At 68.8% G+C, this 24,105-nt stretch carries 27 protein-coding genes; 10 read left to right on the top strand and 17 right to left on the bottom strand.

Going from position 1 to position 24,105, the window contains the following annotated elements:
- Nucleotides 1–22 precede the first annotated feature (22 nt).
- The 13 genes from O3Q52_RS08920 to O3Q52_RS08860 all read right to left on the bottom strand — a co-directional run bounded on the left by O3Q52_RS08920 (nt 23) and on the right by O3Q52_RS08860 (nt 9,573).
- On the bottom strand, nt 23–1,447 hold the full coding sequence (locus O3Q52_RS08920; RefSeq protein WP_269648270.1) for a phage/plasmid primase, P4 family: 1,425 nt from the start codon (nt 1,445–1,447) through the stop codon (nt 23–25).
- Nucleotides 1,444–1,791: a hypothetical protein gene (locus O3Q52_RS08915; RefSeq protein ID WP_269648269.1), complete on the bottom strand. Its 348-nt coding sequence runs from the start codon at nt 1,789–1,791 to the stop codon at nt 1,444–1,446. Before O3Q52_RS08915 ends, O3Q52_RS08920 begins: the two co-directional genes overlap by 4 nt.
- The gene (locus O3Q52_RS08910) at nt 1,788–2,696 is read right to left on the bottom strand and encodes a bifunctional DNA primase/polymerase (RefSeq protein ID WP_269648268.1); all 909 of its coding nucleotides are present in this window, start codon (nt 2,694–2,696) and stop codon (nt 1,788–1,790) included. Before O3Q52_RS08910 ends, O3Q52_RS08915 begins: the two co-directional genes overlap by 4 nt.
- Nucleotides 2,693–3,766, bottom strand: a complete 1,074-nt coding sequence (locus O3Q52_RS08905; protein ID WP_269648267.1) for a DNA cytosine methyltransferase — start codon at nt 3,764–3,766, stop codon at nt 2,693–2,695. The genes O3Q52_RS08910 and O3Q52_RS08905 overlap by 4 nt, the downstream gene beginning before the upstream one ends.
- Nucleotides 3,767–3,858: 92 nt before the next feature.
- Nucleotides 3,859–4,185, bottom strand: a complete 327-nt coding sequence (locus O3Q52_RS08900; protein ID WP_269648266.1) for a hypothetical protein — start codon at nt 4,183–4,185, stop codon at nt 3,859–3,861.
- 19 nt (nt 4,186–4,204) lie between these two features.
- Nucleotides 4,205–4,687, bottom strand: coding sequence for a hypothetical protein (locus O3Q52_RS08895; RefSeq protein WP_269648265.1), 483 nt, complete (start codon nt 4,685–4,687; stop codon nt 4,205–4,207).
- Nucleotides 4,688–4,703: 16 nt separating this feature from the next.
- A complete protein-coding gene (locus tag O3Q52_RS08890; RefSeq protein ID WP_269648264.1) occupies nt 4,704–4,898 on the bottom strand; it encodes a hypothetical protein in 195 nt (64 codons plus the stop codon).
- Between the two features lie 14 nt (nt 4,899–4,912).
- Entirely contained in the window at nt 4,913–5,164 is a 252-nt protein-coding gene (locus tag O3Q52_RS08885) for a hypothetical protein (protein WP_269648263.1), read from the bottom strand.
- 141 nt (nt 5,165–5,305) lie between these two features.
- Nucleotides 5,306–7,540, bottom strand: a complete 2,235-nt coding sequence (locus O3Q52_RS08880) for a cell division protein FtsK (RefSeq protein ID WP_269648262.1) — start codon at nt 7,538–7,540, stop codon at nt 5,306–5,308.
- Nucleotides 7,541–7,623: 83 nt separating this feature from the next.
- On the bottom strand, nt 7,624–8,007 hold the full coding sequence (locus tag O3Q52_RS08875; protein ID WP_269648261.1) for an RRQRL motif-containing zinc-binding protein: 384 nt from the start codon (nt 8,005–8,007) through the stop codon (nt 7,624–7,626).
- Nucleotides 8,007–8,870 carry a protein spdB gene (locus tag O3Q52_RS08870; RefSeq protein ID WP_269648260.1) on the bottom strand — a complete coding sequence of 288 codons (864 nt, stop codon included), beginning with the start codon at nt 8,868–8,870 and terminating at the stop codon, nt 8,007–8,009. The genes O3Q52_RS08875 and O3Q52_RS08870 overlap by 1 nt, the downstream gene beginning before the upstream one ends.
- Nucleotides 8,867–9,310, bottom strand: a complete 444-nt coding sequence (locus O3Q52_RS08865; RefSeq protein ID WP_269648259.1) for a Pycsar system effector family protein — start codon at nt 9,308–9,310, stop codon at nt 8,867–8,869. Before O3Q52_RS08865 ends, O3Q52_RS08870 begins: the two co-directional genes overlap by 4 nt.
- Nucleotides 9,307–9,573, bottom strand: a complete 267-nt coding sequence (locus O3Q52_RS08860) for a DUF6284 family protein (protein WP_269648258.1) — start codon at nt 9,571–9,573, stop codon at nt 9,307–9,309. The genes O3Q52_RS08865 and O3Q52_RS08860 overlap by 4 nt, the downstream gene beginning before the upstream one ends.
- 455 nt (nt 9,574–10,028) lie before the next feature.
- Between O3Q52_RS08860 and O3Q52_RS08855 the strand changes: the two genes are divergently transcribed.
- Nucleotides 10,029–10,823 carry a GntR family transcriptional regulator gene (locus tag O3Q52_RS08855; RefSeq protein WP_269648257.1) on the top strand — a complete coding sequence of 265 codons (795 nt, stop codon included), beginning with the start codon at nt 10,029–10,031 and terminating at the stop codon, nt 10,821–10,823.
- Nucleotides 10,820–11,473, top strand: coding sequence for a YdcF family protein (locus tag O3Q52_RS08850; RefSeq protein WP_269648256.1), 654 nt, complete (start codon nt 10,820–10,822; stop codon nt 11,471–11,473). Before O3Q52_RS08855 ends, O3Q52_RS08850 begins: the two co-directional genes overlap by 4 nt.
- A 67-nt stretch (nt 11,474–11,540) precedes the next feature.
- On the opposite strand, the gene O3Q52_RS08845 is transcribed toward O3Q52_RS08850, so the two are convergent.
- The 3 genes from O3Q52_RS08845 to O3Q52_RS08835 all read right to left on the bottom strand — a co-directional run bounded on the left by O3Q52_RS08845 (nt 11,541) and on the right by O3Q52_RS08835 (nt 13,962).
- Entirely contained in the window at nt 11,541–11,909 is a 369-nt protein-coding gene (locus tag O3Q52_RS08845; RefSeq protein WP_269648255.1) for a hypothetical protein, read from the bottom strand.
- Between the two features lie 2 nt (nt 11,910–11,911).
- Nucleotides 11,912–12,418 carry a hypothetical protein gene (locus tag O3Q52_RS08840; protein WP_269648254.1) on the bottom strand — a complete coding sequence of 169 codons (507 nt, stop codon included), beginning with the start codon at nt 12,416–12,418 and terminating at the stop codon, nt 11,912–11,914.
- A 674-nt stretch (nt 12,419–13,092) separates the two neighbouring features.
- Nucleotides 13,093–13,962 (bottom strand): bifunctional DNA primase/polymerase, encoded by an 870-nt coding sequence (locus O3Q52_RS08835; RefSeq protein WP_269648253.1) that lies wholly within the window; start codon nt 13,960–13,962, stop codon nt 13,093–13,095.
- A gap of 383 nt (nt 13,963–14,345) precedes the next feature.
- On the opposite strand from O3Q52_RS08835, the gene O3Q52_RS08830 reads away from it, so the two are divergent.
- The 8 genes from O3Q52_RS08830 to O3Q52_RS08795 all read left to right on the top strand — a co-directional run bounded on the left by O3Q52_RS08830 (nt 14,346) and on the right by O3Q52_RS08795 (nt 22,622).
- Nucleotides 14,346–14,657: a hypothetical protein gene (locus O3Q52_RS08830; RefSeq protein ID WP_269648252.1), complete on the top strand. Its 312-nt coding sequence runs from the start codon at nt 14,346–14,348 to the stop codon at nt 14,655–14,657.
- 198 nt (nt 14,658–14,855) lie between these two features.
- Nucleotides 14,856–16,136: an acyl-CoA dehydrogenase family protein gene (locus O3Q52_RS08825; RefSeq protein ID WP_269648251.1), complete on the top strand. Its 1,281-nt coding sequence runs from the start codon at nt 14,856–14,858 to the stop codon at nt 16,134–16,136.
- Between the two features lie 38 nt (nt 16,137–16,174).
- Nucleotides 16,175–17,161 carry a bifunctional MaoC family dehydratase N-terminal/OB-fold nucleic acid binding domain-containing protein gene (locus tag O3Q52_RS08820; RefSeq protein WP_269648282.1) on the top strand — a complete coding sequence of 329 codons (987 nt, stop codon included), beginning with the start codon at nt 16,175–16,177 and terminating at the stop codon, nt 17,159–17,161.
- A gap of 1 nt (nt 17,162) precedes the next feature.
- Nucleotides 17,163–18,224, top strand: a complete 1,062-nt coding sequence (locus tag O3Q52_RS08815; protein WP_269648250.1) for an acyl-CoA dehydrogenase family protein — start codon at nt 17,163–17,165, stop codon at nt 18,222–18,224.
- Nucleotides 18,225–18,241: 17 nt separating this feature from the next.
- On the top strand, nt 18,242–18,718 hold the full coding sequence (locus O3Q52_RS08810) for a MaoC family dehydratase (protein ID WP_269648281.1): 477 nt from the start codon (nt 18,242–18,244) through the stop codon (nt 18,716–18,718).
- A complete protein-coding gene (locus O3Q52_RS08805) occupies nt 18,715–19,887 on the top strand; it encodes a lipid-transfer protein (protein WP_269648249.1) in 1,173 nt (390 codons plus the stop codon). The genes O3Q52_RS08810 and O3Q52_RS08805 overlap by 4 nt, the downstream gene beginning before the upstream one ends.
- Nucleotides 19,888–20,250: 363 nt before the next feature.
- Nucleotides 20,251–20,796: a SigE family RNA polymerase sigma factor gene (locus O3Q52_RS08800; RefSeq protein ID WP_143643394.1), complete on the top strand. Its 546-nt coding sequence runs from the start codon at nt 20,251–20,253 to the stop codon at nt 20,794–20,796.
- Between the two features lie 167 nt (nt 20,797–20,963).
- Complete coding sequence (locus tag O3Q52_RS08795) at nt 20,964–22,622, top strand: long-chain fatty acid--CoA ligase (protein ID WP_269648248.1); 1,659 nt, start codon at nt 20,964–20,966, stop codon at nt 22,620–22,622.
- Between the two features lie 168 nt (nt 22,623–22,790).
- Here the strand turns inward: O3Q52_RS08795 and O3Q52_RS08790 are convergent.
- A partial coding sequence (locus O3Q52_RS08790) for a response regulator (RefSeq protein WP_332112888.1) occupies nt 22,791–24,105 on the bottom strand: 1,315 nt, incomplete at its 5' end.

Here is a 24,105-nt window from a genome sequence, read left to right as displayed (position 1 = left end):
CGGGTGCTTGAGTCGCGATGAGTCACGACTCAGGCAGATGTGGTTCGCGCTGGTTGAGGGTGATTCCGCTGTAGGTGGCCACCTGTTGCCCGTAGGCGTCGCGGGGGCGGGTGCGGTTGAGCTGGGGGACCACGGAGAGCAGGTTGCGGCCGAACACCTGCTTGGTGCCGGGGCGGACGCCGTTGTCCTCGGCCCAGTCGCGCCAGACCGTCCACAGCGTGTCCACGGGCACGCTGCACGTGGGTCCGGTCGCGCAGCGTTCGCGGACGAACGCGCTGGTGGGCGAGGCGGTGTCCTGCATGGTGGTGACCGCTTCACGGCTGGACTTCGGTTCCGTGATCCGCCCCGTTTGCTGGAGTCGAGCGAGACCTTCCAACGCCCAGTTGAGGATGCCGGGCATCTCCGCCGTGAGCTTGTCCATCAGAGTGGGATCTTCCTTGCCCAGCCACGACACGGTCATGTTGAGCAGCACGAACCGTTTGGCGATGACGCCGGAGGAGTCACCGAAGTGCGGCAGCTCGTTGGACAGGATCATCAGCCGGGTGGGCAGCTTGCCGGTCCATACGGCGCGGTACTTGCGGTCCACGTCGATCGTGTCTTCACCAGAGATCGTCAGGAGCCGTTCAACGACCTGGCTGTTGTTGCTGTTGCCGTCGAGCCGGGCGTCGGAGATGACGGCGAGCGGCTTGCCGACGAGGGTGGACAGACCGAAGTTCGTGCCGAGTCCGGCGAGGGTGGGACCTGCGAGGTTCTCCTTGCCGACCAGCTCTTTCAGGACCCGGGCGATGGTGCCTTTGCCGGACCGTGTGGGGCCGACCATGAGCAGGATCTTCTGCTGGTCGGTACGGCCCGACAGGACATAGCCGAACCATTCCTGTACTGCGTGGATGGCGTCGGGGTCGTCGGGCCACAACTGCGTCAGGAAGCGTTCCCACGTCGGTGCGACGGCGGTGGGGTCGTAGGTGAAGGGGACGGAGACCAGGTTGAAGAAGCCGGGGCTGTGTGGCAGGAGCGCGCGGTCACGAATCCTGAGCAGGCCGTTCTCACACGCCACGATCGGGCTTGCGTCCTGCTCGTCGGCGTCCTGGTTGTCGAGCCATGCGGGGGCGTCCAGGTCGGTGGGCAGGAGCGTGATGGACCCGAGCGCGTCCAGGAGGTTGCTGATCTTCTGCTTGGTCGGTGCCCAGTCGCGTTCTTCGGTCTCTCCGTCCTTGGCGGGCACCCGGTAGACGGAGTGCTCAAGACGCTCGTACATCGCGGCGCGCACCTGTGCTTCGTCGAACTCGCGCCAGCAGGAGCCGTTCCAGCGCATCCAGGACGCGCGCCAGCGCCGGTAGGCGAGTTGTCCGCCCTCGGTCTGCCAGTCGGGCAGCAGGCGACGGGCAACGGCCATGGGGTGGGACGGTGCGGGGAGTTCCTCGGTCTCGGGGGCAGGTTGGTCCGTCATGCGGCGGCCCTCCCTTCCTGAGTGGTGCGGAGCGGGCATGCGTCGCGGTGGTCGGTGTGCTCGGTGATCAGGGCCAGGACGCGCCGGCGACCGAGCGCCCTGCGGTCCCACCCGCACGCGCACCGTGAGGAGGCGGTGGGGGTGGCTCCGTACGGGGCGCAGATGGTCAGCCACGCGATGGGGTACCGGCCGTCTCCGACCTGCGGGTCAGGGAGAACGGCAGTGGGGACGCCTTCGGCGACGCCCTTCGGGTCGCCTACGGCCGTCCGGGGTCCGGCAGGTTCGGCGACCTGCGGTCCGGTGGGGTGTCGGGTGGGGCTCTTAGAGGGGGCAGGGGTGGTCATGCGGACCTGCCCCGGGGCGAGTTGTGGGTGATGGACCAGTCCAGCGCGCGGCGGATCACGTCGTCGTAGTAGCGCTGTGGCTGTGTGGCGTTGGCCCCCGCCGCTCCTCTAAGAGCCTGCTCGACCACGGGTCGGGTGAGGTCGCCGGACGCGATGAACCGTCCCAGAGCCCGTGCGGCCCTGAGCAGCGTGGCGTTGCGGGTGCCGTCCGAGGCGGTGGCCACGTTCCGCACTTCATTGGTGAGCGCTACATCCGCGTATCGGCTAGATTGCCCCGCTACGACCCCTGTAGGGGCCTGTGCGGGCTTGGGGGCGGGTTGAAGGATGCTCAGCAGCCATGCGGGCACCGGGGCCGCCACAGGGGCGCCTACGGCTTTGTAGGGTCCGGCGGGGGTGGTGCTGCCCGCCGCGACGACGTACCCGCCGCAAGCACGGGTGTCGACCAATGGAGCAAGCGTGCCTGCCGTGTTGGTCAGCCGCACGCCGTCCGGCGCGGTGAAGTACAGGTGCGCCCCGCCGCTCGCGGTCCGGGTCCGGTAGGTGTCGGGGACGGCGTGGCCGGTGCGCTCGCAGAGCGCCTCAAAGGTCGTCACGCCGTCAGGCGTGCCCTCACTGCCCTTGTCGTCGCTCTTGTCCTTGGGCATGTCCAGGTCCACGACGATCAGCCGTGACGGACCGGTGGCGATACCGATGTTGAACGCCCCGTGCGACCACGCCGCACGGATACGCTCCGGGTCGGTCGTGGCGCGCTGCTCCCACTTGGCGTGGCCGCTCGCGCAGGGGCCGGTGCGGGGGCACGACGTTTCGCCGTGGAGGGCGGGCCGCTTGCTGCCGACCCGGAGCGGGAAGACGTGCCAACCGCGCTCCGCAGCACTCAGGGCGGCGTTCAGGAGATGGGTGTTCATGCGGCGGCCTCCCATTCGAGGCGTGCGGGGAGGTGGGCCCCGAGGAGCAGGCCGTAGGCGTGGCGGGCCTGTCGGGGCACCACGCCGTTGCCGAGAATCTTGAGCTGTTCCTTGCGGGGGATGCCGGGCACGGCGGTGACCCAGCCGGCGGGCAGGCCCATGAGCCACTCCGCGAACGCCGGGGACAGACGGCGGTTGCCGCGGGTACCGGGCTCGGTCGGGCAGGGTGCCGCCCGTCCGGTGATGCGTTCCCACCGGCGGATGGCCGGGCCGTAGTCGGTGCCGTCCGTGGACACCCACCGCGCGTCGAGCCGTACGGCTTGGCCGGGCAGGTAGTAACGCCCGGAGGTGTCGCGCTGGTTGGGTCCGCCGTGCGGTCCATCCGACGCTTTGGGGGTGGGCAGCAGGGTCAAGCGTCCGGCGGTGCGGGCAGCCTCGTGACTGCCGTGCGGAGGTTCAGTCCGCCCTTGCGGTTGGGGCTGGTGCCGGGTCCACCGGTACCGTCCGCCGTGGTCGGGGTCGGCATCAGCGGGATGGGCAACTGCGAACCAGCGGTCCCGCGGGTGCGGGGCGCCGACTTCGGCGTCACCAGCTCGTAGACATGTCCACCACGCGTCATACCCGAGCGCGGCCAGGTCTGCGGCGACGACGTCCAGGCCCCGCCCCCGCGAGCGGATCGCCGCCACATTTTCCAGGAAGACGATGCGCGGTCGAAGGACGCCCACAGCCTGAGCGACGTTTTTCCAGACCCGAGACCACTGCCCATTGATTCCGTCCCTTCGTCCAGCGTTCGAGATGTTGCGGCAGGGGAAACCCGCGGCGACCACGTCCGGCCGGTGCAGCTCCCGGACCTGGTCCCAGTTCACGGCGGTGATGTCCCCGAGGTTCGGCACCCCGGGGTGATGCGCGGCGAACACGGCTGCGGCGTACGGGTCGTTCTCGGCGAACGCGGCGACCTGGCCGCCGATACCCTCACGGATGGCGGTTTCGAGTCCGCCGTAGCCGGCGCACAGTGCGACGATCGTCGGTGGCGAGCCGGGGGCTCGCCGGATGTCGGTGGGTTGCGTCATGCTGGGAGGTCTCCAGTCCTGTTGAAGGTGCTGGTTGGACAAGGGCGGCCCCGGTTTCTTTGGCGAGAAGGTGGGGGCCGCCCTTGGCGTAGCTACTGGTCGTCGGTGGCGAGGCTGAGGGCGTACTGCCGGCGGACGTAGGCGCGCGGGTCGCAGGTCACGCCCGGCTGGTCGATGTCCATCAGGAACACGGCCGCCGCAACGGCGGTGTCGGTGACGTCACCGGGGGCGTCGGGCTCGTCCAGCAGCGCGATGCGGTCGAGCAGCGCGGCCTTGCGGAGGTAGAAGTCCCGGTCCAGCGCGGTGAAGCACTCCAGCGCGGCGAGGGTGCGGGCAGTCCAGCCGATCTCGTCGACGATGCTGGGGGCGTCGGCGTACGCCTGCTCTGCAGTCGGCCAGGTGCTAAGGGTCTTGAACATGGGGCTCCTGTCAGGCTGTTCAGCCGTGGAAGTGGTTGCGCTTGATGACGGCCTTGCGGATGTTGACCGTGGTCCCGCCGCGGTGGCCGCTCGCGCTGAAGATCTGGACGGCGATCCAGCCGCCGAAGATGACGGCGGCGAGGGTGATCAGTTGCGTGATGAACGCGGTCAGAGCGGCGATGAACGACGTGAGCAGCAGCAGTCCGCCGCATACGGCGAGGAACCCGACCCCGCCCAACGCGACGTTGACCGCGGTACGCGAGACGGCCGCCGGTTTGGCCGCGAGGGGTTCGGGCTGCACGGGGCTGATCGCGTAGCCGGTGACGACCCGCCCGTCGGGCAGGACGATGCTCGCCACGGACGGGACATGCCCCGGCTGGACGGGCATGAGCGGCGCGGTGTGCTGCACCGGGGCGAGGGGCGCGGGGTGGTGGACCGTGACGGCCGCCGCGTCACGGATGGCCGGGCGGTGCCAGTCGTAGGGCGTGGTGGGTTCGTTCATGTCCGGGTCTCCCTGTCTATCGGCCGGTGTCGGCGAGGGCGTCGGTGACGGCGGTGACGAGCTGGTTGACGGTGTCGCTCGCGTCGGTGGCGGCGAGGTAGAAGCCGAAGAGCGCGGCAATGACGGCCGCACCGGCACCGAGCGCCTTGAAGCGCAGCAGCGCGGCGAGCGCGGCGGCGAGCAGCAGCACGAGCGGGATGGTGATGACCACGGGTCCTCCGGGGGTCAGCGGGTGCCGGCGCGGTAGGTGCGCGCGGCGCGGTTGTAGATCCAGCGGCCGACGCGTATGCGCTTGCCGGTCGCCTTGCAGCGGCGGCAGTCACGGCCGCGCTTGAGACGCCCCTTGCGGTCGGTCTTGAAGTCGTGGCCCATGCCGCGGCACTTGCGGCAGTCGCCGAACGGGCTCAGCCAGCACTTACCGCCGTAACCGAACGTGACGACGAGTAGGCAGGCGATAGCGAGGAGGGGAAGGCTCATCAGAGGGCCTCTCAGGCGGGTTTTGAGGGTTTCCGCAGGTGGGCAGCTACTCGCTAGCTACCTGATCAGATGCCGTTTCGGTCGCTAGCGGGGTCGCTAACGCTAGCGACGCCTGCCGCTAGCGTTAGCGACCCCGGAGAGCTATCCGGCATCCCGCTTTTCGTTGCGCTGAGTAATCGCGGCGGCGAGATCTTCGCGCTTGATACCGCGCTTGTTGACCGTCTTGCCGTCGATGCGGCGGCCGATCTGCTCGGTGGCCACGCCGTACGGCTTGAGCGCTGCGGTGAGCGCTTCCGCCTTCGGCTTGGCCTCCAGCTCGGCCCATGCGCCGTAAATGTCGGGGCGCAGGTCGGCGAGGCGGTCAACGATGGTCTCCGACCACACCTTGGCCTCGCCCTTGCCGAGCACCTGCGCGACGTCGTCCAAGACCGTGGCGGACACCTCGGGTGCCGGTGCCTCGCCGGCCGCGTCGCCGGACAGCGTGCCCTCGGCCTCCCGCAGCGCGGCGGCTCGGGTCAGGATGCGCTCCGCGTCGCGGCCGTCGGCGAGGTAGGTGCGGACGATGCCGGAGTCGTCGGACATGCCCTTGAGCAGGCCCACGCCCTTGTGGGACTTGAGCAGCTTGGACGCGTCCAGACCCTCCGAGTACGAGCCCGCGCCAAGGATGGTGTCCGAGACCTGGTAGGCGCCGACCCGCAGCGCGAACCGCGCTTGGTGCTGGTCGCGCAGCTCTGAGGGGCACGCCTTGTCGTCCGGCTTCTGCGTGGACGTCATCACGGACACGCCGACCGCCGGCGCGACGCGGGCGAGGTAGACCAGCAGAGACAGGATCTCCTTGCCGTGCTCGGGGTGCTGCAAGTACTCCTGCACCTCATCCACCACGAACAGCGTGAGGGGCATGTTCAGCTTCTTGTCCCGGCTGATCTCCGGGGTGAGCTTGCCCTCGGGGCAGATGTGCAGCGGCAGTTCGGAGAGCCGGTGGTAGCGGTCTTCGACGTCTGCTTTCAACTCCCGCAGCGAGGTGAGCAGGTGCCCTACCGGGTCGATGCCGTTCTTCGGGACGATGCCGAACCCGATCCGGTGCGCGACCAGCGCGAACTTGCGCCAGTCCGGCGAGGCTTTCCCGTCGAACACGTACAGCCTGACGTACGGATCCAGGGCCGCGGCGAGCGCGATCGTCCGCGCGGAGAATGTCTTGCCCTGCCGAGGGACGGCGCCGACCAGCAGCGACAGCCACAGCATCGTGGCCATGACCGGGTTGCCGCGCTCGTCGACACCCCACGGGAAGGGCTTCCAGAAGTCGACCCGGGTTGCCCCGAGCAGCGGGGACTTGCCGGAGGGGACGGCGAGCGGGTCGCGGTCGGCGATCCAGTACGACACCCTGCGCTCGCTCGTCTCGTCCTTGTCGAGGAAGAGCTGAGTGGCAGCGATGTCCATGCCGGAGGCGACCTTGGTGTGAGCGTTGAGCGCGTCCTTGAAGGACTTGCCGTACGGCAGGTCCACGACCACGCGCCAGCCGTCGCCGTCACGGCCGATCGGCCGCGGGAACGCGATCGACTGATCCTTGCTGGTCAGGCCCGCCACCTCGTGCGCGCGGATGACGATGTCCGAGGACAGCTTGCGCTTGCGGAACGTCACCTTGGCCAGGTCGATCAGCGGCCGGTCCGCCGGCGCCCCGACCGCCCCGAGCGTCGTCGTCAGCGTCGCCACGGCCAGCAGCAACAGCCACGACGGCGCCATGACGTACAGGGTCAGCGTGGCGGCGAGGCCGACCAGCGAGGCGATCGCAGCGACGATGCCCCGCAGGCGGACGCGGTCGTTGCGCTGCCGCGAGAGCTTCAGGTATGCGGCCGCGTCCTCGTTGGCCACGGAGGCGAGGCGCAGGCCCTTGCCTTCGGCGTCGAACACCCACCGGCCGATGGCAGTTGACCAGCGCCAGGCACCGCGCGGGGAGTACCACAGGATCTTGGGGGTGTAGATGCAGGGCAGACGGACGGCGTGGTAGCCGATCACAGCCGAGTAGTGGCGCACGGCCCACTTGCGGACGGCCGTGCGCTGGTCGGGCAGCTTGACCCAGTCCGGCAGCACCGGCAGGCGGGTCTTGTCCCTGGCCTCCATCCACTCCGCGACAGAGGGCGGGTAGACCTCGCGCGGCGGGTCGACCGGCGCGCCCTCGGAGAGCCCTTCGGCCTCCGGGTCGTCGGTGTCGGGGAGTTCGGCCTCCCACTCCCCCGGCTTCACCACACCCTCGGCAGGCGCCTCAGGGACGGCGGCCGGCGCGGGGGTCTTCTTGAGGGGGAACGGCAGCACGTCGGCCGTCCGCTCGTCGGTGCCCTCCGGCTCGTTGGGGGGCGGGAACACGGGATTCTCGGTCACGATGTACGTACTCCTTCGGGAGTCGAAGGGTCCGGCCGACTTGCTGTGGAAGGTCGGGCGGCCGGACCCGGGTTCGGGGTGGTTCAGGCGGCGCGCTGTTCTTCGAGGGCGATGCACAGGCCACAGATGCCGTACGAGGTGGGGATGCAGTAACCGACATCGAGCAGGCAGCTCGGGCAGGTGCGGCGGGCGAGCATCGCCAGCGCGAGCGCGCCCCACTTGCGCGACGTCATCGGACGGACCGGCTTGGCCAGGTCCTCGCGGTAGAGGTAGGCGACGCGTACGCCGCCAGCCCGCCGGTTGACCCGCATGACCTGTGCCTGTATCGCCTGACCGCCCGGACGCAGGCCCCGCGCCCGTAACTGCCGGCGCGTGGCCAAACCGTCCGGGGCCAGTCGCCACGGGAAGGTGGGGATGCCGTGGCGGGCGCCGGTGGGGTCGAAGCACTTGCCGTAGACCCCGGGCATCAGGCGACCAGCCGCTTCCACGCCGCCCTGAGGCGGACCTCGGATGCGGAGTGGCCGGCCGCGCGAAAGCGGGCAGCCATCTCCCGATACGACAGGGCGGGCGTCTCGCTGTGCCGGATCTCGTCTACCAACGCGTCCAGCGCGGCATCGGTGAGGGCGGGTGCCGCTTCCAGCCGGAGCGCGGCAACCGGCTCTATGGGGCCCCATACCGGCAGTTCCCAGCGGGGTGTGACGTCGGGCGTGACGCGGCTCGTCACGCTGGTCAGCGCCCTGCCGGTCTCCTCACCCTCGCGCGCTGATTCCAGCGTCGACCAGGCTCGTGACAGGCGCTCGGCGGTTTTGGCCTGGACGCGGGCGACGCGCGCGCCAGCCTGCGTCACGGCCGTCAGCCGCGTCTCCTCCGTGGCCGCCTCAGCCCTCAGCCGAGCGCGGGCCACGGCCGCTTCATCGCGGGCTTCCTGCTGGATTCCCCGGATCGCCCCGAGTGCGTTGGGGGTGAGGGCGGTGCGCTCCCACAGCCCATGCACCAGCCACAAGGCTTTGGCCGCGATCGGCAGCCAGGCCACCGCCAGCCATGCACCCCGGTTCTCCTCGCCGGTGAGCGCGTGGGCGATCAGGACACCGGTCGCGATGAGACCGAAACTCCAGCCGACAGCGGTGACGGCGTTGCTGTGGTCGCCCTGCGCGGCGAGGCGCCGTTCGTAGGCGAGGGTGGCCAACCATCCGCCGTCGATCCCCAGACCGACGACCAGGGCGACGGGCCACGGCATCGCAGCCCCGAGCCACATCACGACCACGGCCAGCGTGAGGACCATGGACACCGCCGTCATGGCGACGGCAGGCAGGACGGTCTTGGCGTTCATGCCAAACCCCCGAGGGTGAACACGACGGCGAGGATGAGCAGCGCCCCGCCGGTCATGGTGAGGTCGACCGCGCGCTTCAGGCCGGTGAACTTGGCCAGCGCGATACGGGACAGGTTCGCGATGTCCGCGCTCAGATCCTCCGACAGCGTGGCCGCGATCTGGTCGGCGGTGAGGGTGGCCCACAGCGGGAAGCCGTGCCCGCCCCGCAGGTTCGGGCGGACCGACCGCAGCAACAGGCTCGCCGCGGTGACCAGCAGGCCCATGCCGAGTCCGCCGGCGATGCAGGCGTGCAGGGGAAGGGGGAGGTCCTTGGCGACCGTCCACGACCCGGCGAGCACCGCACCGACGAACGCCAGCAACAGGCCGGTCTTGGTGTCGGTCCGCGCGATCTCCGCCTTCACCTCCGCGTGCGCGGCGGCGAGAGTCTGAGGGGTGCTCATGCAGACACCCCCGGAATGCGCATCGTGCCCAGGTTGGCCACCGCGAGGCGGGCCGCCAGCACCTTGCGACGGGCCCGCCGGATACGCCGCGCGTCCACCTCGTTCGGGGTGCGGTCCAGCGCGATGATCTGCGCGTCCAGCAACTCGACTTCCGCCCGGATCACGGGCATCTCGCAGGCGATCGCGTCCAGCTCTGCGGCCGTCGGCTCGCGGTCGAAAACGTCGGCGGTAACAACCGCCTGAACAGTGACGATGTGCTTCATGGGTCGTGACTCCTTAAGCGGTGGGACGGCCCGAACAGCGGCCCCGGTGTTCCCGCACCGGGGCCGCGCGCCGTTGAAGTCGGGTCTCCGGCTCCCCTCAGCGCTGCTCGTACGAGACGAGCAGCGGAGGCAACCGGCCACAGCCACTGAGCTGCGGAAAGGTCAGTCGCGCTGTACCGCACGCAGGGACAGAACCCGCGCACGCCGCCCTCTTGCTTGCAGAGGTGGAGCGGCTACCTCAAGCACGCTGTTGAGTTTTCAAACAACGACCAGCAGGGGCTCCACGTAGAGGCGAGCTATCCCGAACCAGCGCGGCGCTGGAGGAGCCCAAAGAGGACGCCTCGCGATCGCTGTCCTAGGACTGCGACCGGCCTGAAATGAGAATGCATCACAGTCCCAGGACTGTCAACAGTCCTGGGACTGTGCTTCACTGGACGCGTCGAGAGGAGTTCTGCATGGCGCCCAAGTGGCGAGAACTGGCGGACCGGCTTGCCGAGCGGATCAGGAACGGTGAGTACGCACCTGGCCAGCAGCTTCCGCACATTCGCGAGCTGGTGGAGGAGGGCGAGGGCTCGAAGTCCACGGTTCATGCGGCGTACAAGGCGCTGGAAGCCGAGGGGCTGGTGACTTCTTCCCGTGGTCACGGCACGGTCGTGCGGCAGCAGGCTCCGCTGAAGCGACTGGGCATTGCGCGGTACGACAAGGCCAAGTGGCGGGACGGTGACGAAGTCGCGTTCATCGCTGACCGCGTAGCGTCAGGACGCGCGTACCGCAGGAACGAGCAGACCCAGAACGTCAGTCGCGTGAAAGCGCCGGCACTCGTGGCCGAAGCGCACGGACTGCCCGACGGCTCTGAGGTGTACGCGCGTGCGCGCCTGGTCAAGGAAGGCCCTCAGCCGACCCACACATTGACCAGCTACTACCGGCCCGAACACGTTGAAGGCACGCGCATTGTCGATCCGACTCCGGGCCCTGCCGGACGCGGCGGCGGCTTCCGCGTCCTGTACGACGCCGGATACGAGATCGACCACATGAAGGAAGAGCTCTTCGCGCGCGTGCCCACCACGGAAGAGGCTCAGCTACTTCAGCTCTCACCAGGGGAGTGGGTGGTGGAGCTGCACCGCACCACGTACACAGCGGACGGAACCGTGGTGGAGTTCGCCATTGGAGTCCACGCGGCCACGCGCTTCGGGTGGGAGTACGACTTCAAGGTGCCCGACTCAGCAAATACGGAGGGCGAGAGCAAGTGATCTCGACACAGGCATGGGCTGACGCTCAGCGGCTCTGGGACTTCCAACAGATGGGCCACGAAGCGCGCCCATGCTCTGTGGCGATCGGACTGGGTAGTCACGACCTGGGGGTAGCCGACACCACCGCAAAGCTGTACCACCGTGGTATGGCCCCGCTCATCGTTTTTACCGGAGCGACCAGCCAGACGACGCGTGAGCGGATGCCCCGGGGCGAGGCTGAGCACTACCGGAGTCGCGCGGTGGAGTTGGGAGTCCCTGCTGAAGCTATTCTGCTTGAACAGAACGCCCGGAACACGGGCGATAACATCCGCTTCTCGCGCGCTCTGCTCGAAGAGCAGGGGATCCGTGTCGCCTCCGTGCTGCTGGTCAGTAAGCCCTATGAGGAGCGGCGTGCATACGCCACAGCACGCAAGCTTTGGCCCGACGTCGAATGGGTAAGTGCGTCCGCGCCCATGACGCTCACTGATTATGTTGAATCAATTCAGGATGCACAGCTCGTAATTGACATGCTTGTCGGAGCGCAACAACGACTCATGGTCTACCCAAGTCAAGGTTTCATGATCCATCAGGAAATGCCGAACGACGTTGTCGCAGCATATGAGCGTTTGCGCAGCGGAGGCTTCACGAGCCGACTCTTGTTGAAAAATTAAGGACCCATGACCACTCACCCCATGGCGGTACCGATAACCTCGAACGAAAGCTGGCCGAAGTGCTGATTTAGGAATCCCCCAAATCCTCCAGAATGCCATCCAAGATGGCATCGATGTTGCGCACCTGCTTTCTTGCCGCAGCGTAGAGTTCTCCGATCTTTGCGAATAGCGGCGGCTGATCCTCCGCAGAATTTCGGTATGTCTCAATGCTTTCGAGCGTTTGGCCGTTAGCATCAAAGAGGGCTAGGCGGAATGGATGCTGGCCGTCGTCGTCAATGCTCCACACCATCGCGGAATTTCGTGGGAATGATACTTGGAATGAGTCAGGTCCGGTTCCTACCTGGTTCCAATTAACGCGTTCATTCGCCGTAGCCCTGATCAAGGCGTCGACGAATTTTGCCATCTTGGGTTCGGAGTAGTCTGTATTTTCAGTCACTATCAGTTCCCCCCTGCCTGCAATCCGTAGATCGCCGCCATGGCGCCAAGTTCGCTAGTCACCTTGCCGACGGCTGTCCGTGCGCCCCTTGTTGCTGAAACAACGTTTGGCGTAGACCCATCAATCAGCTTCGACTTTGCCGAGCTGGCCGACGTGATTGATTCTTGAAGCAAAATAATGACCGTCCGTTGTAATTGATCACCCTCGTCCAGGAGGCCGCGAGCTTGCCCTGCTTGCCATCGCCATGTGGATAGCCATGATAGAACCAAATCTACCGATTGGTCTCGTACTGCCCGTTCCAATTGTTCCTCTGCTCTATGGAGCTGTGGGATAAGGACGAGTAGTGACGCGCGGCTGATATTTTCGCGGACATCCTGTGCCGCTTTGCTGGCATGCTCGGCAGCCGTCTTAGCTTTAGTTGTTTGCCGAATGGTAACCCCAAATCCGATGATCGCGAATGGGATGCTTGTCCAGGTGGCAGCGGAATCTACGATTGAATAGAAAGACACTCTCCCCCTCTCTTGGCGTAGGTTTTCCAGGGTCTCAAGGGTGCTGAATAATGAAATGTGTTGCGAAGGTGCTATAGCCCTTCCTCTTTTCCGGCAGTGGACTGCTGGAAACCTAGAAATGGCGAGCTGTAGGCAGATGCGGCTGCAGGGAGCCATCCTGACGGGACGCCACGCCAATGAGAGTAGCCCGAGTGGACTTACAGGGTAGAGCTCAGCCTGTGCCACATCTAGGGGACAGCAGCGGTCAACAGCGGTGCGCCGCAGCCCAAATGTCTGCCCGACGTGCGAGCCCATACGCAAGGAGCGACCTGGGCATGCTCCGCTCCCCTGCCAAACTCGCAAGCGGTACTGCGGAGGCCCTCTTGGCCAACCTCCGGCCAGGGCTGCCACTCCGTGACGCTCGTAACAAGAGTATGCGCAGGTCAGCCGCAGTTGGGGTTCGCGCCACTGAACGCTCTTGAAAACCGTCGTCGCAGCGATGTGACCGTGGGTTCAAATCCCACACCCACCGCAGTGCGAGAAGCAGGGGCGTCCGGTACCGAGAGGTTCCGGGCGCCCCTGTTGTTCTTGGTGGTGTGCAGGTGTTTTTGGGATGCACGCGCGCGTGAGTGGTCGTTTTTCGGTTTGCCTCGGCTTTCTGGGCTCCTAGGGGGGCGTTTTCGGTTGTGGTGGGGCTAAGGGCGGTGCCTCGTCATGCGGGATGCCGAGGTGATGGTCGAGCGGGCCTCGCGTTCGGTGAGGCCGGTGCGGATGGCGGCGTCGACCAGGGCCTCGGTGAGGTCCGGGCCGAGGACGTTCTCGTAGGCGCGGCAGGCGGCCCAGAAGAGGCGGGTGTTGCGCTGGCCCTCGTGGGCGGCGAGGACGAACTGGACGAGGCCCTGGCCGTGTTGGCCCGCCGAGACGGGGCTCGCGTGGCGGCCGGTGCGGGGCGGGGGCAGGAGCAGCTGCAGAAGGGACGGTGGGCAGGCGGCGGGTGCCAGGTGTGCGGTGCCCGGAGCTGTGCTGTAGGCGCCGTGTTCGGTTCGTGAGCCGGGGCCCACGAGGTAGCCGCCCGCGCCGCGGATGTCGATTCCCGGGGCCAGGCGGCCCGCCGAGTTGGGGACGACGACGTCGGGCGGGCCGCTGAGCCAGACGTGGCGGCCGCCGCTGGGGGTCAGCACGACGACCGTCTCGGGGATCGTGAACAGGTGGCGCAGGGCCAGTTCCCGGAGCGCCGCGGACGAGTCCGTACCCGATTTGGTGTCGAGGTCTATGCCGATCAGGTGATGGGGGTCCAGCCCGCAGGCGATGCCGTAGCCGGTGGCCCAGGGGGCGGCGGCGAAGAGCTCTCGGATACGCAGCGGGTCGATCGAGGCGTCGTACACCCCGTGCCCGAAGCGGCCGCACTCGCCGTGGCAGAGCGGGGCCGTCGGGTCGTCGCGGTGCGGGGAGCGCAGTGCCGGAAGTTTGGTTCGGGACAGCGGGATGACGGCCAGTCCGCGTTCGGCGGCTGACAGGGCGTGTGCGAGGGCCAGCGTCGTGGCCTGCCGGTCGATGGTGGCCATGACTCCATGTTCGTACGAGTGTTCGAAAAAAGGAAGAGGCGCTCCGGGGGTTGGGTGAAGGAACGCCGGGCCGAGAGGGGTGGAAACCGGCCCCGCAGAATTGGCCGAAAACGTGCCGGAACGCTTCGTCCCTTGCGGCGTATGGGATTGAGTCGCCCACGCCGCCCTGATCTGCGGTTTTGGTCGCATGAAGGGGGTTTATCGACATGTCCTCACGCTTGCGAGCGAATAGTGCCTTCCGGGGTGGTTCGCCGGGGATTCGGTGGGCAATTCTGGTCTCGCGACGTTGTGACAGACACCGGGGCGGTCGGCCAACTGCCTTGGAACAAGCCGTACTCAGCCGGTCCTGGCCGGTGCGAACTTCCGCTTCTGGAGGAAAAGACATGGCAAGCATCCGTACCGCCCGCCTTCTCGTCGCAGCGGCAGCCCTGCCGCTCGCCGCCGCCCTCTTCACAGGCGTTGCGGCGGCCGACAACGGCGCCTTCGCGGACAACGGATCGAACGCGGCCGTGGCGAACGTCGTCGGCAGCGGCGTCGGTGGCGACAACTACGGGACCTCGTCCACGACTCAGCAGCAGGCCGTCGGCTCCGGTGCCTCGAACCAGAGCAACACGGCCCAGGTGAACGGTTCCGCGTTCACGGCCATCGACCAGTCGAACGAGAACATCGCCGTCAACTTCACCGAGCTCTGGTGAGCCGGCGGCTGTCGGGGACTGGAGACCCCCGGCGGTCGTACGCCTCCTCAGTGGGGTGCTTTGTGGGGTGGTAACACGTCTGCGCGGCGGCACTTGGGTGCCGCCGCGCAGACGTGTTTTCCGTGACCTTGACAGTCACACATATCTGACGGACAGTCAGAAACCCTTGTTCGTACGAGGTCCGGGAGGGCCGTCGTCGTGCATCTCGCCCCCACCGAGCGCCAGCGACGACTGCGCGCCGAACTCCGTACGTACTTCCGGGACCTGATGCCGGACGGACCGCCGCCCGCGGACTCGGGCCCGGACTCGGGTCGGCCGGGTGCCTCGGACCGGCAGCGGGCGCTGTTGCGCCGGATCGGTGCCGACGGGTGGCTGGGGCTGGGCTGGCCCGTCGCGTACGGGGGTCAGGGGCGCGGCGCCGACGAGCAGTTCGTCTTCTTCGACGAGGCCTACCGGGCGGGCGCTCCGGTCTCCATGGTCACGCTCAACACGGTCGGGCCGACGCTCATGAAGTACGGGACCGAGGAACAGAAGGACTACTTCCTGCCGCGGATCCTGCGCGGGGAACTCGTGTTCGCGATCGGGTACAGCGAGCCGTCCGCGGGCACGGACCTGGCGTCGCTGCGGACCCGGGCCGTGCGGGTGGGCGGCGACGGACGCGAGGACAGCGAGAAGAGCCCTGGAAGTGCCGGGAGTTCTGGAAGTTCCGGGAGCGCGGCGAGTACGGGCAACGGCGGCGGTGAGTGGCTTGTCGACGGGCAGAAGGTGTTCACCTCCAACGCCCAGCAGGCCGACTGGATCTGGCTCGCCTGCCGTACGGACCCCGACGCGCCGAAGCACAAGGGGATCTCGATCCTGCTCGTGCCCACCGGCGCCCCCGGATTCTCGTGGACGCCGATCGCGACGGTGGGTGGGCTGACCACGACAGCCACGTACTACGACGGCATCCGGGTCCCGGCGGCCAACCTCGTCGGTGAGGAGAACGGCGGCTGGGGGCTCATCACCAACCAGCTCAACCACGAACGGGTCGCGCTCGCGGCGATCGGCATGCAGGCCGAGGACTTCTACGCGGCCGCGCTGGCCGCCGCCCGTACCCCTGATCCGGTGACTGGGCGGCGCAGGGTTGACGAGCCGTGGGTGCGGTCGAGGCTGGCCGAAGTACATGCCCGGCTGGCGGCAACACGCCTGCTCAACTGGCGTTTGGTGGGTGATGTGGGGGCCGGCCGGCTGGCACCCGGCGACGCGAGCGGCGTGAAAGTCGTGGGAACCGAATCGGCGGTCGCGGTGTACCGAATGTGTCAGGAAATCGTCGGATCGGATGCGCTGGTCCGTTCCGGTTCGCCGGGTGCGTTCGGGGACGGCGAGCTGGAGCGGATGAACAGGGCGGCACAGATCAACACGTTCGGGGGCGGGGTGAGCGAGGTGCAGCGGGAGATCGTGGCGACGATGCGGCTCAGGATGGCCAGGGGGCGGCGGTGAGCGAGCGGGAGGTTCCGGGCGGAGAGGGGGCGGCGGCCTTGGGCGAGGGCGGCGGGTACGAGGACGTGTTCGAGCGGGCGAAGGTGTACGAGGGGCAGGCCGCCGCGGTCGGCGGTGTGGGCAAGGACCTGGTCAACGAGCCGATGTTCCGGCACTGGTGCGAGGCGATGGGAGACACGAATCCGGCGTACGCGGGGGCGGACGCCACCGCGCCGCCCACCATGCTCCAGGCGTGGACGATGGGAGGCATCTCCGGGCACGCGGGGCGTTCCGAGGCGTACGACGAACTGCTCGGGCTGCTCGACGACGCCGGGTACACCTCTGTGGTCGCCACCGACTGCGAGCAGGAGTATCTGCGGCCACTGAGGCCCGGGGACGCGATCACCTTCGACGCGGTGATCGAGTCGGTGTCCGAGCGCAAGACGACCAAGCTGGGCACGGGGTATTTCGTCACGACGCGGATGGATGTCCGGGTGGCCGGCCGGCCGGTGGGGACACATCGGTTCCGGATCCTGAAGTACGTGCCCGCGGTTCGGAGAAGGGGCGCTCCGAAGGCGGAGGGGGCAGGCGCGGTTGCGAAGACCGCGGTGTCCGCCGAGGTCTCACGGCCCGAGCGGCCCGAGCGGCCCCGCCCCGTCGTCAATCGCGACAACGCCGGCTTCTGGGAGGGCGTGTCCCGGCACCGGCTGCTCATACAGCGCTGCGACGGATGCAGGACGCTGCGTTTCCCCTGGCTGCCGGGGTGCAACGCGTGCGGTTGCCCGGACTGGGACACGGTCGAGGCGGGCGGCGACGGGACCGTCTACTCGTACGTGGTGATGCACCACCCGCCCTTCCCGGCCTTCGACCCGCCGTATGCGGTGGGGCTGATCGAACTCGCGGAGGGCGTGCGGATGATCAGCAACGTGGTGGGGGTGCCGCACGACCGCGTGCGGATCGGGATGCCGGTCCGGCTGGAGTTCGAGCAGGTGGACGATGAGTTGGAGCTGCCGGTCTTCCGGGCCGTCGAGAGGAGCGGGGGCTGACATGGACTTCACGCCCACGGAGGAGCAGGCGGCGGCCCGCGATCTGGCCGCGCGGATCTTCGGCGACCTGTCCACGCACGAGCGGCTGACAGCGGCGGGCACCGGCAGCGACGCCGAGCTGTGGAAGGCGTTGTGCGAGGCCGGGTTGCCGGCCGCCGTCGAGGACATAGGGCTCCTCGGGCTGGTGCTCCTGCTGGAGGAACAGGGCCGGACCACGGCCCAGGTGCCGTTCGCGGCGAGCTGTGTGTACGGGCTGCTGGCGGTGTCGGCCCATGGTTCGGCGGAGCAGCGGGAGCGGCTGCTGCCCGCGATCGGGGACGGCACGGTGGTCGTGACGGGCGCCCTGCCCGAGGCTGCCGTACGGGTGGGCGGATCCGGGCAGTTGAGCGGTGTGGTCCCCGTGGTGCCGTGGCTCCGCGACGCCACGCATGTCCTCGTCGCCGACGACGAGCACGGCTTGTGGCTCGTACGGACCGTCGACGCGCGGTGCGATCCCGTCGAGCTGACGGCGCCCTGGTCGGCGGGACGACTGACGCTGGACGGGACACCGGGCGAGCCGCTGGGCGAGCGGCTGGGCGGTCCCGATGCGGAGGTGGCGGGCCAGGAGGCGTACGACGACGTGCTGGCCACCGCGCGTACCGCCTTCGCGGGGCTGCAGGCCGGGGTGTGCGCGGGTTCGGTGGCCCGGGCAGTCGACTACACCAACACCCGCGAGCAGTTCGGGAGACCGCTCGCGACCAAGCAGGGGGTCCAACTCCGGGCTGCCGACGCGTACATGGACACCGAGGCGATACGGGTCACGGCCTATGAAGCGGCCTGGCGGCGGGACGAGGGGCTGGACTACGCCGCGCACGCGCTGACCGCCGCTTGGTGGGCGTCGGAGGCGGGGCAGCGTGTGGTGCACGCGGGACAGCATCTGCACGGTGGTATGGGGGCCGACCTCGACCATCCCGTGCACCGGCACTTTCTGTGGGGGCGGCAGCTGGACGCGTATCTGGGGTGCGGGAGCGAAGTGCTCCAGGAATTGGGGGCGTTGATCGTGCATGGAGAGGGGGACGCATGAACACCGAGGTCGGGCCGGTGCGGGTCGGGGACGTCCTGCCGCCGCTGGAGATCGAGATCACCCGCACGCTCATCGTCGCCGGAGCGATCGCGTCGCGGGACTACCAGGACGTGCACCATGACGCGGAGCTCGCCCGGCAGAAGGGTTCGCCGGACATCTTCATGAACATCCTGACGACCAACGGGCTGGTCGGGCGCTACATCACCGACCGGTTCGGACCCCGGTCCGTGCTGCGGAGGGTCGCGATCAGACTGGGTGCGCCCAACTACCCCGGCGACACGATGGTGTTGACCGGCACGGTGGAAGCGGTCGAGGGCGACACGGCGACGGTCAGGGTGGTGGGGGCCAACGGGATCGGCAGACACGTCACCGGGGCGGTCACGGTCACTGTCCCCGGAACCGATGAAACCGATGGAACCGACGGAGCCGGAGGCGCTGAGGGCATTGAGGCAGCCGAGGGCGCCGCGGTCCACGAGGCGGGGAGTCGGCCATGAGCGTACGGACGAGGGACGCGCTCGGCGGGCGGGCGGCGATCGTCGGGATCGGGGCCACCGAGTTCTCCAAGGACTCGGGGCGCAGCGAACTGCGGCTGGCCGTCGAGGCGGTGCGGGCCGCGCTCGACGACGCGGGGCTCACGCCGGCCGACGTGGACGGGATGGTGACGTTCACGATGGACACCAGCCCGGAGATCACCGTCGCCCAGGCGGCCGGTATGGGCGAGCTGTCCTTCTTCTCGCGGATCCACTACGGCGGAGGCGCGGCCTGCGCGACCGTCCAGCAGGCGGCTCTCGCCGTGGCCACGGGCGTGGCCGAGGTGGTGGTCTGCTACCGGGCGTTCAACGAGCGGTCGGGACGGAGATTCGGTTCCGGGGTGCAGCGGCGTGAGCCGTCGGCCGAGGGCGCCGCGCTCGGCTGGTCGCTGCCGTTCGGACTGCTCACGCCCGCGTCCTGGGTGGCGATGGCGGCCCAGCGCTATCTGCACACGTACGGACTGACGCCCGAGGCGTTCGGGCACGTCGCGGTCGTCGACCGGAAGTACGCGGCGACCAACCCGGCGGCGTACTTCCACGGCAAACCGATCACCCTCGCCGACCATGCCGCTTCGCGGTGGATCGTCGAGCCGCTTCGGCTGCTGGACTGCTGTCAGGAGACCGACGGCGGCCAGGCCCTGGTCGTCACCTCGGTGGAGCGGGCGCGCGACCTGCCGCATCCGCCCGCCGTGATCATCGCGGCAGCCCAGGGCGCGGGGCGCGCGCAGGAGCAGATGACCAGCTTCTACCGGGACGACCTGACGGGGCTGGCGGAGATGGGGGTGGTGGCGCGGCAGCTGTGGCGCACGTCCGGGCTGACGCCGGCCGGAATAGACGTGGGGATCCTGTACGACCACTTCACACCGTTCGTGCTGACGCAGCTGGAGGAGTTCGGTTTCTGCAAGCCCGGCGAGGCCGCGGACTTCGTCGCCGAGGAGCGGTTGCCGTTGAACACGCACGGAGGGCAGCTCGGGGAGGCGTATCTGCACGGGATGAACGGCGTGGCGGAAGGCGTACGACAACTCCGGGGCACGTCCGTGAACCAGATACCCGGGGCCGGCCGGGTGCTGGTGACGGCGGGTACGGGGGTCCCCACCTCGGGGTTGATCCTGGGCTCGGACGATCGGGGCTGATGCCGGGGCGGGGTGGATGACTGCGGTGCGCGTCCGGGCGGGGCGGGTGCCTGTCCGGGCCGGGCGGAGTACGTGTCCGGGTCGCGGCGCAGCGCGGCCCAAGGCGCTCGCTTTCGCGCTCCGTGGGTGCCCCGGCGTACCCTCCGGGAGAGCTCACGGAGTGCGGACGTACTACTCCCGCATGATTCCCGGGTCCGGACTACTGCCAGGGGAGCGGTCCTCAGGGGTGAACCCTCAGGGGGCCGGGGCCCGGCGTCCACCTTCAGTAGGTGGGGCCAGCCCCCCTCCTACAACCTGAGGCGGACACGGCTTCGGGACCTGCGGCCGATCCGCTGGAGTAGGGGGCGCTCCTAGCGTGGAGCCATGACCACAACCGTCTGCACCAGCGCTTCGAATGCGGCGACGCGGACCCTTGCGTACCCGTCGTTCTCCTCGTACGTCAAGGCCCGCCAACCAGTGCTGCTGCGTACCGCTCGCTCGCTGACCGCGAACCCGAGCGACGCGGAGGACCTGCTGCAGACCGCACTCACGAAGACGTATGTCGCGTGGGAGCGGATCGAGGACCACCGGGCCCTCGACGGATATGTACGGCGCGCCCTGCTCAACACGCGTACGTCGCAGTGGCGGAAGCGGAAGGTCGACGAGTTCGCGTGCGACGAGCTGCCGGAGCCGGAGGCTCCGCCGGCCGGGGACCCGGCGGAACAGCAGGCACTGCACGACGCGATGTGGCGCGCGATCATGAAGTTGCCTGCGCGGCAGCGGGCGATGGTCGTCCTGCGGTACTACGAGGACCTCAGCGAGGCGCAGACGGCGGATGTGCTGGGAGTGTCGATCGGTACGGTCAAGTCGGCCGTGTCGCGTGCGCTGGGCAAGCTTCGTGAGGACCCTGAGCTGGGTCCTGTGCGCTGATCGGTGTGGCCGAGCAGTGCGGGGCAAGCACACTGCTCACGTGGGGGCAAGGAATCCCGTCGTGACGTGATCGATCACCCCGGAGTAGTGACATACCGCGCGGTATGTGAGCAGAATCAGCCCAACCCTTACTACCGCGTAGGCAATGTCGCCCCCGGGAGGACGCCGTGCTGAGCACGATGCAGGACGTACCGCTGTTGATCTCGAGGATCCTGACCCACGGGTCGACGATCCACGGTTCGTCTCAGGTGATCACCTGGACCGGTGAGGGGGAGCCGCAGAGGCGCTCGTTCGCCGAGATCGGGGGCCGGGCGGCACGGCTGGCGCACGCGCTGCGTGACGACCTCGGAGTCCGGGACGACGACCGGGTCGCGACGCTGATGTGGAACAACGCCGAGCACGTAGAGGCGTACTACGCGATCCCCGCCATGGGTGCGATCCTCCACACGCTCAACCTCCGGCTGCCTCCCGAGCAGCTCGTATGGATCGTCAACCACGCCGCCGACCGCGTGGTCGTCGCCAACGGTTCGCTGCTCCCGCTCCTCGCGCCGCTGCTGCCCCATCTCAAGACCATCGAGCACGTGGTGGTTTCCGGCCCCGGCGACCGTTCGCTGCTGGACGGGGCGTCGGTCCAGGTGCACGAGTACGAGGACCTGATCGCCGGCAAGCCGGAGAGCTACGACTGGCCGGAGCTGGACGAGCGCCAGGCCGCGGCCATGTGCTACACCTCCGGCACGACCGGCGACCCCAAGGGCATCATCTACTCCCACCGGTCGATCTACCTGCACTCGATGCAGGTCAACATGGCGCAGTCCATGGGCCTCACCGACGCGGACACCTCCCTCGTCGTCGTCCCGCAGTTCCATGTGAACGCCTGGGGCCTGCCGCACGCGATGTTCATGACCGGCGTGAACGTGCTGATGCCGGACCGTTTCCTCCAGCCCGCTCCGCTCGCCGAGATGATCGAGAGCCAGCGCCCGACGCACGCGGCCGCCGTCCCGACCATCTGGCAGGGCCTGCTCGCGGAGCTCAAGGGCAAGCCCCGTGACGTGAGTTCGCTGACCCAGGTCACCATCGGCGGCTCCGCCTGTCCGCCCGCTCTCATGAAGGCCTTCGACGAGCTCGGCATGCGCGTCTGTCACGCCTGGGGCATGACGGAGACGTCCCCGCTCGGCACGATCGCGCGGCCCCCGGCCCAGGTGGAGGTGGGTTCGGACGAGGAGTTCGCGTACCGCCTCACACAGGGCCGTTTCCCGGCGGGCGTCGAGGCCCGGCTGACCGGCCCGGGCGGCGAGCGGCTGCCGTGGGACGGAGAGTCGGCGGGTGAGCTGGAGGTGCGCGGCCCCTGGATCGCGGGCGCGTACTACGGCGGCCAGGGTGCCGAAGTCCTGCGCCCCGCCGACAAGTTCAGCGAGGACGGCTGGCTCAAGACGGGCGATGTCGGCACGATCAGCCCCGACGGCTTCCTGACCCTCACCGACCGCGCCAAGGACGTCATCAAGTCCGGCGGAGAGTGGATCTCCTCGGTCGACCTGGAGAACGCGCTCATGGCCCACCCTGATGTCGCCGAGGCCGCGGTCGTCGCCGTCCCGGACGACAAGTGGGGTGAACGTCCGCTTGCCACCGTCGTGTTGAAGGAGGGCTCCGGCGCCGACTTCGAGTCCCTCCGGTCCTTCCTCGCCGACCAGGGCAAGATCGCCAAGTGGCAGCTTCCCGAGCGCTGGACGATCATCGAGTCGGTACCGAAGACGAGCGTGGGCAAGTTCGACAAGAAGGTGCTGCGCAGGCAGTACGCGGCGGGTGAGCTGGACGTCACCCAGATCTGACGGTCATGGAGGGTGGACGAAAGCCTTCTGACCGCATTTAGGTCGATGTATGAGTTGGGGCGTTGTTTCACGTGAAACAACGCCCCAACTCACGTATGCGCACGTGCACTTCTTACGGAACGGGCAGAACTGCCGGTTCCACCTGTGTGCTGTTGGCGCGAAGGGCGCTCAGTTCGTGCCGATGCGCGCCAGCAGGTCCACGATCCGGCCCTGCACCTCGGTACTCGTCGACCGCTCAGCGAGGAACAGCACCGTCTCCCCCGCCGCGAGGCGCGGCAGTTCGGTCGGGTCGACGGCGGCGGTGTAGACGACGAGCGGGGTGCGGTTGAGCTGGCCGTTCGCCCGCAGCCAGTCGACGATTCCGGCGCGTCGGCGGCGTACCTGCATCAGATCCATCACGACCAGGTTCGGCCGCATCTGCGAGGCCAGCGTGACGGCGTCCTCGTCCGACGAGGCCCGCGCGACCTGCATCCCGCGCCGTTCCAGCGTCGAGGTCAGTGCCAGTGCGATCTCCGCGTGCTCCTCGATGAGCAGGACGCGTGGCGGGTGCTGTTCGCTGTCGCGCGGGGCGAGGGCCTTGAGGAGTACGGCAGGGTCGGCGCCGTACGCCGCCTCACGCGTCGCTTGGCCGAGTCCCGCCGTCACCAGGACCGGGACCTCGGCGGCGACGGCGGCCTGACGCAGCGACTGGAGCGCCGTACGCGTGATCGGGCCGGTGAGCGGGTCCACGAAGAGCGCGGCCGGGAAGGCGGCGATCTGCGCGTCGACCTCCTCGCGCGAGTGCACGATGACGGGCCGGTAGCCGCGGTCGCTCAGCGCCTGCTGGGTGGTGATGTCCGGCGCGGGCCAGACCAGCAGCCGACGCGGGTTGTCGAGCGGCTCCGGGGGCAGCTCGTCGTCCATCGGCTGCGGATGGGGCTGGTTCGCGACCTCGACCGCACCGCCGGGGCCGTCGAGCGGCTCGGGGCCCTCGTCGGCGTTCTCGTCGGGGGCTCCTATGGCGTACGAACGGCCGGTTCCCTCGGTGGTGTTGGCCATCCGGGACTGGGGGCCGCCGCCCTGCGGGTTCGGGCGGCCCGCCGTGTCCGTCTGCTCGGCGACGTCGGCCACGGGCTCGGGGCGGGTGCCGAGCTTGCGGCGCCGCCCGGAGCCGTTGGTCGCGTGCGGGGGAGGCGTGGGCGCCTGGGGCTGCGGGGCGGTCTGAGCTTGGGCCTGGGCTTGGGCTTGGACCGGGGCTTGAGCCTGCGCCTGGGCCTGCTGAGGAAGCGGCTGGGGCGCCGGCGACGCGGGCCGGCTCTGCCGGGGCTGCTGTGCGTCCGTCATACGGCGGCCGAACGGAACACCCTGCCCCAGCGTGCGAACGCTGAACGCGCGGCCCTGCGTCGAGTTGGGGTCGACGGGAGGTGCAGGCGCCACGGCCTCGGCGGGGAGCGGCTGGGCGGCACGGGGCTGCTCCGGGACGGGCGTCGGCGCAGGCGCGGGC

Source organism: Streptomyces sp. ActVer, assembly GCF_027270795.1.
Taxonomy (GTDB): Bacteria; Actinomycetota; Actinomycetes; order Streptomycetales; family Streptomycetaceae; genus Streptomyces; species Streptomyces umbrinus_A.
This window is presented reverse-complemented; position numbering and strand designations above follow the sequence as displayed.

Bases quoted from the DNA above. Each gene is read 5' to 3' on its own strand.
- O3Q52_RS08920 (WP_269648270.1), bottom strand. From the start codon at position 1,447: ATGACGGACCAACCTGCCCCCGAGACCGAGGAACTCCCCGCACCGTCC.
- O3Q52_RS08915 (WP_269648269.1), bottom strand. From the start codon at position 1,791: ATGACCACCCCTGCCCCCTCTAAGAGCCCCACCCGACACCCCACCGGA.
- O3Q52_RS08910 (WP_269648268.1), bottom strand. From the start codon at position 2,696: ATGAACACCCATCTCCTGAACGCCGCCCTGAGTGCTGCGGAGCGCGGT.
- O3Q52_RS08905 (WP_269648267.1), bottom strand. From the start codon at position 3,766: ATGACGCAACCCACCGACATCCGGCGAGCCCCCGGCTCGCCACCGACG.
- O3Q52_RS08900 (WP_269648266.1), bottom strand. From the start codon at position 4,185: ATGTTCAAGACCCTTAGCACCTGGCCGACTGCAGAGCAGGCGTACGCC.
- O3Q52_RS08895 (WP_269648265.1), bottom strand. From the start codon at position 4,687: ATGAACGAACCCACCACGCCCTACGACTGGCACCGCCCGGCCATCCGT.
- O3Q52_RS08885 (WP_269648263.1), bottom strand. From the start codon at position 5,164: ATGAGCCTTCCCCTCCTCGCTATCGCCTGCCTACTCGTCGTCACGTTC.
- O3Q52_RS08875 (WP_269648261.1), bottom strand. From the start codon at position 8,007: ATGCCCGGGGTCTACGGCAAGTGCTTCGACCCCACCGGCGCCCGCCAC.
- O3Q52_RS08870 (WP_269648260.1), bottom strand. From the start codon at position 8,870: ATGAACGCCAAGACCGTCCTGCCTGCCGTCGCCATGACGGCGGTGTCC.
- O3Q52_RS08865 (WP_269648259.1), bottom strand. From the start codon at position 9,310: ATGAGCACCCCTCAGACTCTCGCCGCCGCGCACGCGGAGGTGAAGGCG.
- O3Q52_RS08860 (WP_269648258.1), bottom strand. From the start codon at position 9,573: ATGAAGCACATCGTCACTGTTCAGGCGGTTGTTACCGCCGACGTTTTC.
- O3Q52_RS08855 (WP_269648257.1), top strand. From the start codon at position 10,029: ATGGCGCCCAAGTGGCGAGAACTGGCGGACCGGCTTGCCGAGCGGATC.
- O3Q52_RS08835 (WP_269648253.1), bottom strand. From the start codon at position 13,962: ATGGCCACCATCGACCGGCAGGCCACGACGCTGGCCCTCGCACACGCC.
- O3Q52_RS08830 (WP_269648252.1), top strand. From the start codon at position 14,346: ATGGCAAGCATCCGTACCGCCCGCCTTCTCGTCGCAGCGGCAGCCCTG.
- O3Q52_RS08815 (WP_269648250.1), top strand. From the start codon at position 17,163: ATGGACTTCACGCCCACGGAGGAGCAGGCGGCGGCCCGCGATCTGGCC.
- O3Q52_RS08805 (WP_269648249.1), top strand. From the start codon at position 18,715: ATGAGCGTACGGACGAGGGACGCGCTCGGCGGGCGGGCGGCGATCGTC.
- O3Q52_RS08800 (WP_143643394.1), top strand. From the start codon at position 20,251: ATGACCACAACCGTCTGCACCAGCGCTTCGAATGCGGCGACGCGGACC.